Source organism: Corallococcus sp. AB018, assembly GCF_003986945.1.
Lineage (GTDB): Bacteria > Myxococcota > Myxococcia > Myxococcales > Myxococcaceae > Corallococcus > Corallococcus exiguus.
In genome coordinates this window covers 1-9874 of sequence record NZ_RAWR01000299.1, presented here as the reverse complement: position 1 = coordinate 9874, position 9874 = coordinate 1, and the positions used below count along the sequence as shown (strand labels likewise).

The following is a 9874-nucleotide window of genomic DNA, read 5'->3' as shown; positions in this document are numbered from 1 at the left end:
CCCGTGGATCCCGCCCATGACGTGGACGCGCCCGTGACGCCTCCGGCCGTCGTCGGCCACGCGGTGGACGTGCTGACCGACGAGCCCTACTCGCCGCTCGAAGGCTTCTTCATCCCGAACTACCGGGTCCCCTACTTCTACACGGTCCCCAACGACGTCGACGAAAACGACCCGTACTTCGCGGGCGGCATCTCCATCGCGGGCCAGGATCGGCTGGGCTTCAACGCCTACGCGCTCACGCTGACGTACGACCTGAAGGAGAAGCAGCCCGGCGTGTCGTTCGCATACGGCAACGCGATGCTGTCTCCCTTCTACCTCCAGGTCTCCGCGTCACGCCTGCGCGAGAACGAACGCACGGATCTGCAGGCCACCGTGTTCGCGTCCCGGACGTTCTGGACGACCCCCGTGAGCTTCGGCGTGCTCGCGCTCGACCGCCGCTTCGACGCCACGGATCGCCGGCCGTCCATCACCACGCGCCTCATCGGACCGGAGGTCGCCGCGTCGTACTTCGCCGGCGAAGGCACGTCCTACGGCGGCACGCAGCGCGGACTGGGCCTGTCCGTGAGCGGCGGCATCTTCCCGAAGGCCTTCGCGCGCGACTCCACCGTGGGCGACGTGCGCCTGGGCGTGGACGGGTACCTGGGCGGCCTGCCCTTCATCGGCAAGGACAACCTCCTGCTCTCCGTCGCGGGCCGCGCCCTGCCCGGCGCGCCTGATGACCTGCTGGAGGTCGGCGGAATCCTTCCGGGCCAGGCCTTCTTCATCAACCGCGACAGCACCACCGACGGTGGCCTGCCGCTGCAACTCCAGCCGGGCCTCGCCTTCAGCGAGTACCTGCGCGGCTACGAGGACCACACCTTCCGCGCGCGCAACGTGCTGCTCGCCAACGCGCGCTACCGCTACCGGTTCATCATCGACTACGGCTGGGCGTCCACGCTGTGGGTGCTGCCGTCCCTCTTCGTCAGCCAGTTGGAGCTGGACGCGTTCGGTTCGCTCGCGCGCACGGACAACCGGACCAACCACGGGGCGGTGGGCGGCTCCGCCACGCTGCGGCTCACCATGGGACAGGCCTACGCGCTCTCGTTCTTCTACCAGTACGCCCACCGCTTCGATGACGGCTTCGGCGACCTGCACATCATCGGGATGACGTTCTAGCGAGGCCCGCGCAGGCCATACAGGCCTTCATCGCGCGCCACCTGGAGCACCGCGGAGGGCACCAACTCGGACGGCTCCAGGCCTCGCGTCAGCTGGTCGCGCACCTGCGTGGAGGACACCTCCGCCAGCGGCGGCCCCACCGTGTCCGGCGCCGGGTAGCCCGCGCGGTAGAGCACCGTCACGTGCGCCATGCGCTGGATGCGGTCGAAGTCCTTCCACTGCGGCAGGTCCCTCAGGATGTCGCTGCCGATGATCAACGAGAACCGCGTGTCCGGGTGGCGATCCACCAGGTACGCCAGCGTGTCCACCGTGCGTCCGCCACCGCCCAGCTCGCGCTCCACCAGACTCGTCTGGAGCCAGCCGGACGTCTCGCGGCAGAGCGCCTCGCACATGCGCACGCGAGCCTCGAAGGGTTCCAGCTGCTTGCCGAACGGATGGTGGAACGTGGGCATCAGCCAGACGGCATCCACGCCCTGCGTCGCGTGGACGTAGGTGGCCGCCATCAGGTGGCCCACGTGCGGCGGGTTGAACGAGCCTCCGAGCAGCGCGACCTTCACGGCGGGCCTCTTATTTGACGGTGAGCTTCGTCGAGCGCGAATCGACCTGCAGCACCCGGGGCGGCAGCACCAGGTGTCCATCCAACCGGAACGCGGAGAAGCTCAGGTTGCGCTCCGCCTTCTCCAACAGGCCGCACGTCTGCTCCGCGGCCCCCACCAGCCGGCCCGGCGTCACGAAGTAGCGCGGGCCAATCTGCACCACCGCCGGCTCGGACTCCTTGCCGTGGATGAACACCTGCGCGTTGAGCAGGTCGTCCCGCACCAGGTCGTTCTTGTCGTGCACCACGCAGCAGAGCGTGTCCCCCACCAGGTCCATGGCCTTGTTGGCCACGGCGGGGTCCCGGTACGCCAGCGAGTCGCGCTCCGGCACGCGCACGAAGCGCTCCATCACCAGCCGCCGGTCGTCCTCGGACGCCAGGTCCGAGGGGGCCTCGCGGGACGCGGGCGTGCGCCCGAGGCCGTCCTGGGGCGCCACCAGCCACTGCGTCACGTCCGCCAGGAAGTCCGCGTCCGAGTACTCGCGCCCTCCCCGGCTCTTCTTGCGGCGCCACAGCACCCACTCATCCAGGTCCGTGTAGCGCGCGCCGGTGAAGAGGAAGCGCCGGGCCCCCTTCGCCCGCAGCAGCTCGTAGGCGGCGTCGAAGGCGTCCAGGTCGCCATGCGTATCGGAGAAGACACCAATCACGTGGAGGTCACCGCGAGGAAGCGTACAGCAGGGCGGGCTCGCGGCGCTTGCGGAAGGCCTCCGTCTGCGCCTCGAAGCCTTCGAGCATCCGGTCCAGGGGCCACCCCTCCTCGATGCCGCGACGCACCTGGTCGGTGCCGCACAGCAGGTCGAACGCGGGCACGTCCTCCACGAACTCGTACGCGTCCGCCCGCCAGGCAAACTGCCCCGGCCCGATGTCGTGCAGCGCCTGGGTGATGGCGATGCCCGTGCGCAGCGGCTGGAACACCTTGCGGTCCGTGACGTGGATGAAGGCCCCGCTGCACGACTGGCCCGTGTACTTGTCGAACGTGGGGGTGAAGCCCACCGGACGGAAGGCCACGCCCGGCAGCCGCTCCTTGTCCAGCCGCGCCATCAGCTGATCCGCGTCCACCCACGGCGCGCCGAACTGCTCGAAGGGCCGGCAGGTGCCGCGGCCTTCGGACACGTTGGTGCCCTCCAGCTGGCACATGCCCGGGTACACCAGCGCGGTGTCCGCGGTGGGCATGTTGGGCGACGGCGGTAGGAACGGCAGGCCCGTGTCGCTCCAGTGCATGTCGCGCGTCCAGCCCTCGCACGGCACCACCGTGAGCTCACAGCCGAAGCCCTCCTGCGCGTTGAACAGCCGCGCCAGCTCCCCCGCCGTCATGCCGTGGCGGTTGGGCAGCGCGTACAGCCCCACGAAGGAGCGGAACTTCTCCCCCACGAGGTTGCCCTCCAGCGTCACCCCATCCAGCGGGTTGGGCCGGTCCAGCACGTAGAACGGCACGCGGGCCTGGGCCGCGGCCTTCATCGCCAGGGCCATGGTGTAGACGTAGGTGTAGTAGCGGCTGCCCACGTCCTGGATGTCGAACACCAGCGCGTCCAACCCCTTCAGCCACTCCTGGCGCGGGGAGAGCGACTCGAAGGTGGAGCCGTAGAGGCTGTGCACCGGGACGCCCGTCTTGCGGTCGCGCGCCTCGTCCACGGCCACCATGTACTGGGCTTCACCCCGGATGCCGTGCTCCGGCCCGAAGAGCGCCGCCAGCGTCACGCCGTCCGTGCCGGCCAGCAGATCCGCCAGGTGGCGGAAGCGCGAGTCCACGCTCGTGGGATTGACGATGGCGCCCACGCGCTTGCCCTTGAGCGCGGAGAACCCCTGCGCCGCCCACACATCCAGTCCCGTCTTCACCTTCGTCACGTTCAGTCGCCTCGTCCCGCGGATACGCGCGGGCGCAGGAAGGGTCAGTTCGCGGGGAGACGCTTGAGCGCGTCCGCCGCCGCCTGCTTCGAGTCACAGGTGCCCAGGCCGAGGAACCCACCGGCCGTCCCTTCGTTCGGGCCTCCGTCGTCGGCCAGGGATTCCAGGGCGCCGCGCGCGTCTTCCAGGCGCAGGCTGCCCACGGCCGCCGCCGCGCTGGAGCGCACGCCGCACTGCTCATGCTTCAGCAGGGAGATGAGCCGGGACGACGCACGGCCGTTGGCGTCCTTGCGCACCGCCGCCGCGTAGTGGACCACCGCGGCGCTCATGTTGCCCTGCGCCTCCTCCAGACGCCCGCTGAAGTAGGAGCGCTGGTCCGCCTCCTCCAACTTGATGAGCCGCTTGGCCTCGTTCACGCGCTGGGTCTTCTCCGGGCCGGTGGTGCCCTCCACGTCGCGGATGGCCCGCATCGTGGCGCCGCCTCCGCCGACGAGCAGCCCCCCGCCCAACAGCACCACCACCAGCCCCGCGCACATGCTCCAGCCGGCCACGGTGGACGACACCTTCGTCGTGATGGCGGGCGGCAGCTTCGCGTACACGCGCGCCCAGAGCGCATCCGTCGCGGTGCGCGCCTGCTGCCCCAGCACCGTGGCCCGCTGCCCCACCGCCACCGCGCCCGCCGCCGCGCGCTGGCCCACCGCCACCGCGCCCTGCCCCATCGCCGCCGCGCCCGCCGCCGCGCGCTGGCTCAGGTCCAGGTTCGACTCCACGCGCGCCAGGGCCAGGTTGCCGTAGGGAGGCAGCAAGGCCGCCTCTTCCGGCGAGGGCAGCACCGCGTCGGGCGCCGCCGGCGCCAGCACCCGGTAGGGCGCGCGCGGCACGCGGAAGACGCGGATCTTCCCGGGGATGCCCTTCAACTCGAACGCGCCCACCTCCTGCGACGGCACCTCCGCCTTGTTCATGGAGAGGTAGACGGCCTCCGTGAAGAAGACCTCGCCCGCGTCGGTGATGCCCTCCACGCGGGCGGCGATGTTCACCGGCTCGCCGAAGATGTCGTTGGGCTCCACCCGCACCTCGCCCACGTTCACCGCGACGCGCACGTGGATCTGCTCGTCCTCCAGCAGCTGCCGGTTGTGGTGCCAGAGCCGGTCCTGGATGGCGATGCCGCTCAGCACCGCCTGGGTGGGGGACTCGAAGGTGACGAGGAACGCGTCGCCAATCGACTTGATGATGCGTCCACCGAACGCCTTGAACAGCGGCGCGAGCAACGCGTCGTGCACCTGGAGCAGACGCTGGTTCTCCTCCAGCGTCTGCCGACTGGTGCGTTCGGTGAAGCCCTTGATGTCGGTGAAGACGATGGCGAGGTTGGCGGTCTTCAAAGCGGGGGCAGTGTATGCAGCGCGTCGCGCGAAGCAATCGCCACGGACCGAGCCCCGCCGCTCGCTGTCAGCGCTTTGAAGGTTTGAGGGCCCGCATGTTGCGCTTCTCCGGCGCCGTCAGCTGCGCCCTCACCTTCGCTGCGAGCTGGGGCCTGTCCGTCCGCTCGTAGAAGGCCGCCAGGGTCCTCAGGACGCCCGGGTTGTCCGGCTGGGCGTCGCGCGCGGCCAGGAACTCCCGCTCCGCGTCCAGCGTGCGGCCCTGCTTCTCCAGCACCGCCGCCAGCTGCATGCGCACCTGCACCCACGCGGGCCGGGACTTGGACAGGGGGCGGTAGTGCAGCTCCGCCTTGAGCCAGTCCCCCACCTGCGCCCAGAGGCCCGCGAGCCGGAAGCGCGCGTCGTCATAGGAGGGACGCAAGGTCACCGCCTTCTCATAGGCGCGGATGGCGTCGAAGGTGGCGCTCTTCTCTTCCAGCAGCTGCCCCTGGAGGAAGTACACGCGGGGGTTGTCCGGGGCCTCGCGCAGGGCGGCGTCCAGATGGGTCCGGGCGCGCTCCAGCTCCGGGGCGCTGCCTCCCTTGAGGAGCAGCCGCGCGGCCTCCAGCCGGGGCAACTCCCAGCGGGGCTGGTGGGTAATCAGCCGCTCCAGGGCGACGAGGGCACCCGCGTCGTTGCCCGAGGTCTCCAGCGCCAGCGCATCCGCCAGCGGACTGGGGGCCGGAGCCGCTTGCGCCGTCAGGACCGGAGAGGCCGGTGCGTCGGACGCGCCCGCAAGCAGCGCCGCCACGAGAACCCACATCATGGTTGGCAGATAGCAGGTCCCGGTGGGCCACCTCAATACTTCCGCTTGACGGACACCCGGCCTCGCATGAAACCCATGACCGTGCAGATTTCCCAAAGGACGTTGGAAGACCTTGGTTTCCCGGAAGTGCTCCGCGCGCTGACGCAGCGCTGCCGCACCGAGCCAGGAAGGGAGCGGGTGCTGGCCCGTCCATTCCTGGACACCGAGACGGAGGTGACCGAAGCGCTGGCGCTCGTCGACGAGGCCCGCTTCCTCTCCCAGCAGCAGTTCTCCATGCCCCTGGGCGGCGTAACGGACCTGCGCACCGCGGTGGGCCACGCGGAGAAGGGCGGCGTGCTGGAGCCCCGGCAGCTCATCGACGCGGCCCAGCTGCTCTTCGCCTTCGCCCGCACCCGCGAGGCCCTGGACGAGCGCAAGGAGCGCGTCCCCCGCCTGGTGGAGATCTCCAAGCGCCTGCCCTTCCTGGAGGCCATGGCGCGCCGGTTGGATCAGTGTTTCGAACCGGACGGAACCATCTCCGACCGCGCGAGCCCCGAGCTGAAGGAGGCGCGCGACCGAGCACGCGGCCTGCACCGGCGGATCAAATCGCGCCTGGACGAGATGCTCCACGACCTGACGTTCACCACCAAGCTGCGCGAGAACTACTACACGCTGCGCAACGGGCGGTACGTGGTGCCGGTGGTGTCGAACTACCGCGCGGAGGTGGACGGCATCGTCCACAACGCCAGCCAGACGGGGCAGACGCTCTTCATGGAGCCCCAGGCGATGGTGGGCCTGGGCAACGACCTGGCCATCGCGCAGTCGGAGGTCGCGGAGGAGGAGCTCAAGGTCCTCCAGGAGCTGAGCCGGCTCGTGGGCCGCGAGTCCGCGCGCATGCTGGAGGGCCTGGAGGCGGTGGCGGAGCTGGACGAGGTGGAGGCCATCGCCATCCTGTCCGCGGACCTGGACGCCACGACGCCCACCTTCGTGGGTGTGAAGGAACTGCAGCTGCGCGCGCTGCGCCACCCGCGCCTGGTGCTCAAGGGCACGGAGGTGGTGTCCAACGACGTGACGCTCACCGAAAGCGCCCGGGCGCTGGTGGTGTCCGGCCCCAACGCGGGCGGCAAGACGGTGACGCTGACGGGCGTGGGGCTGTGCGCGCTGATGCTGCGCGCGGGCCTGCCCATCCCGGTGGGCGAAGGGTCGCGGATGCCGCTGTACCGCTCCGTGCACTCCACCGTGGGAGACACGCAGGACCTGTCGCAGGGCCTGTCCTCGTTCAGCGGCCACGTCACCCTGCTGCGGGACATCCTGGCGGCGGTGGGGACGGACTCGCTGGTGCTCATCGACGAGATCGCCTCGGACACGGATCCTCGCGAGGGCGCGGCCATCGCCATCGCGGTGCTGGAGGAGCTGTTGGGCAAGGGGGTGTACGTCCTGGTGACGACGCACCTGGAGGAGCTCAAGGCGCTGGCGCACATGGATCCGCGCTTCCTCAACGCGCGCGTGGGCTTCGACTCCAAGCGGATGGCGCCCACGTTCCGGTTGCAGATGGGCGCGTCCGGTCAGTCGTCCGCCATCGACGTGGCGGCGCGGGTGGGCCTGCCCGCCTCCGTGTGCGAGCGCGCTCGGGAGCTGTCGCTCAACGCGGGCGGTCCGCTCACCAAGGCGCTGGCGGCCGCGGAGGACGAGCGGCGCAAGCTCTCCGAGGAGTTGGAGAAGGCGCGCATCGCGGCGAAGGAGGCGGAGGCGCTCCGCGCGGACCTGGAGAAGCAGAAGGTCGCCTTCGAGCGTGAGCGCAAGGGTCGGATGATGCAGTTCAACGAGGACGTGCACTCGGCCAGCGAGCACGCCGCCCAGGAGGTCCGCGACCTGCTGGCGAAGCTGCGCTCGGAGCAGAATGAGAAGGCGCTCTCCGAGGCACGGCTGCAGTTGCAGCAGCGCGCGGATGAGGCGCAGAAGCGCGCGGCGGCGGCGAAGGCGGAGCTGTTCCAGGTGGAGGCCCCGGGGCCCGCGACCCTCAAGGTGGGCGCGTGGGTGCACCACTCCGGCCTGGGCCGGGACGTGGAGATCCTGGAGCTGACGGAAGGCCAGGCGGTGGTGTCCGCGGGCGGCGCGCTGAAGATGCGCGTGGCCACGACGGAGCTGTCCGGTTCACGGGGCAAGAAGCCGCAGCAGGCGAAGTTCCCGGAGCAGCGGAAGGGCGAAGCGGCCCTGAAGCGAGCGGCCTCCGCGGCGCCGTCGCAGGTGGAGGCCACGAACTTCCGCTGCGACGTGCGCGGAATGCGCGCGGACGACGCGCTGGCGGAGCTGGAGACATTCCTGGACCAGGGCCTGCGCAAGGGTGAGGACGCCGCGCTCATCATCCACGGCCACGGCACGGGAGCCCTCAAGCAGGCCATCCGGGACCACCTGGCTGCCTCGCCGTACATCCGCATGTTCCGCCCCGGCGAGAGCCACGAGGGCGGAGACGGCGTCACCGTGGTGTCCCTGCGCGGCTGAGTTCCCCTGTTGACGGGGAGCCGGGGTCTTACCGGCCCCGCTCCCCGGCGCAGGGAAGTGTTGGCTACAGTGCGGCGCCATGTATCGGCTCTGCCTGTTGGGATGCGTGGTGTTCCTGGCCGCCTGTGGGGAAAAGGCCCCCGACGAAGGCGCCATCCGTGTGTCCGTGACCTACGGCACCTTCAAGCCCGCGTGCGTGCGCGTGGAGGCGAAGGATGCGCAGGGTCATCAGGAAGCCACGGACATCCCGGCCGGCCAGTTCAAGAACCCGGACAAGAAAGAGGTCCTGGTCGCGGTGCGCCGCAAGGCGGACTGGGACACCACGCTGAGCGTCACGGTGTCCTCCTACGTGGAGCCGGGGTGCACGGGGGAGGCGGTGGAGACGTTCACGAACGCTTCGCTCAACGTCGTTCCCAAGGAGTTCACGCCCTACAACGTGACGTTGGAGGCGGTGGACCTGGACGGCGACGGCTCTCCCTCCCCTGCCGGCCTCAAATGGGCGGGCATCTCCGACTGCGACGACACGCGGGACGACGTCCATCCGGGCGCCGAGGAGAAGTGCGACACGGCCATCGACTTCGACTGTGATGGCAAGAAGGCGTGCGCGGATACGAAGTGCGCGCAGAAGACGTGCACGGACGGGGACCTGTGCAACATGGCCAAGAAATGCATTGGCGTGGGTGCGTCTGCGCTGTGCGGAGGTGGCACGCCCAAGTGCACGCAGGGCGCGGGCCAATGCCAGGCGACGGTGACGTGCGAGGCGTCCACGGGCCAGTGCATCGAGGGGAACGTGGTCGTCGGCACGACCTGCGACACCGGGAACCCGTGCATGCTCAATGGCCGCTGCACCGCCGGCAAGCAGTGCGTGGGCGACCCGAAGGCGTGCACCACGCCAATGAATGCCCAGTGCCAGGAATCCACGGGCACCTGCAACCCTACCAATGGCGGTTGTGAGTACGCCCCCAAGCCGGTCTCCGCATCCTGCGTGGACGGAGACGTCTGCCACGCTCCGGGCTTCTGCGACGGCGCAGGCACGTGCAATGGCACGCCCACGCCCTGCCCATCCAGGGAGTGCACTACGGTCGCGGGTTGCACGGCGAACAACTCCTGCATCTACGCGGGGGACCCGGCGCAGTTCGACCTGCCCTGCAGCCAGGATGAGTCCGGAACGCCGCGCGTATGCAGCGCGTCTGGCCAGTGCGTCGCGTTCCCATACACGCCCACCAACTTCAATCCGAACGTCATTCCTGGCGGTGACATCGGCGAACTGAGGACCACCGGGCCGGTGGTGTTCGACACGGAGACCCAGACCTGGACACCCCAGGCGAATGGAGGCCCGGATACCACCGCCTTCAGTGTCCACCCACTGCCCCAGACTGGCGGTGCCCCCGAAATCCTTCTCATCCCGGTGCGGACCCTGGCCCTGGGCGGCGAACTGCGCATCGTGGGCACCCGTCCGGTCATCCTCGCCGTGTACGGGGATGCGACACTGAGCCACGACATCCTGGCCAGTGGTCGCATCGTGAATGGCGCGCCGGTTCCCGGGGCCGGCGGCAATCAGGCGTGCGCCGCCTCGCAGGGCAAGGAAGGGCAATTCAGCGGGGGCGGGGGCCAGGG

At 70.1% G+C, this 9874-nt stretch carries 7 protein-coding genes and 1 pseudogene; 3 read left to right on the top strand and 5 right to left on the bottom strand.

The window, feature by feature from the left end; genetic code table 11:
* Positions 1–1155, top strand: a pseudogene (locus D7Y11_RS39100) (hypothetical protein); the annotation flags it as partial.
* Here the strand turns inward: D7Y11_RS39100 and nadD are convergent.
* The 5 genes from nadD to D7Y11_RS39075 form a co-directional block, all read right to left on the bottom strand.
* Positions 1152–1712, bottom strand: a complete 561-nt coding sequence (gene nadD, locus D7Y11_RS39095) for a nicotinate (nicotinamide) nucleotide adenylyltransferase (RefSeq protein WP_121755007.1) — start codon at positions 1710–1712, stop codon at positions 1152–1154. The pseudogene D7Y11_RS39100 and the gene nadD overlap by 4 nt on opposite strands.
* A gap of 10 nt (positions 1713–1722) precedes the next feature.
* Complete coding sequence (locus tag D7Y11_RS39090) at positions 1723–2397, bottom strand: hypothetical protein (RefSeq protein ID WP_126936223.1); 675 nt, start codon at positions 2395–2397, stop codon at positions 1723–1725.
* A gap of 7 nt (positions 2398–2404) precedes the next feature.
* On the bottom strand, positions 2405–3595 hold the full coding sequence (locus D7Y11_RS39085; protein ID WP_126936222.1) for an exo-beta-N-acetylmuramidase NamZ domain-containing protein: 1191 nt from the start codon (positions 3593–3595) through the stop codon (positions 2405–2407).
* A 44-nt stretch (positions 3596–3639) separates the two neighbouring features.
* On the bottom strand, positions 3640–4974 hold the full coding sequence (locus D7Y11_RS39080; protein ID WP_126936221.1) for an adenylate/guanylate cyclase domain-containing protein: 1335 nt from the start codon (positions 4972–4974) through the stop codon (positions 3640–3642).
* A gap of 67 nt (positions 4975–5041) precedes the next feature.
* Complete coding sequence (locus D7Y11_RS39075; RefSeq protein ID WP_121755003.1) at positions 5042–5776, bottom strand: tetratricopeptide repeat protein; 735 nt, start codon at positions 5774–5776, stop codon at positions 5042–5044.
* Between the two features lie 75 nt (positions 5777–5851).
* On the opposite strand from D7Y11_RS39075, the gene D7Y11_RS39070 reads away from it, so the two are divergent.
* Together D7Y11_RS39070 and D7Y11_RS39065 are read left to right on the top strand one after the other, a co-directional pair.
* Entirely contained in the window at positions 5852–8257 is a 2406-nt protein-coding gene (locus tag D7Y11_RS39070; protein WP_120581391.1) for an endonuclease MutS2, read from the top strand.
* Positions 8258–8336: 79 nt separating this feature from the next.
* A partial coding sequence (locus D7Y11_RS39065) for a putative metal-binding motif-containing protein (protein ID WP_126936220.1) occupies positions 8337–9874 on the top strand: 1538 nt, incomplete at its 3' end.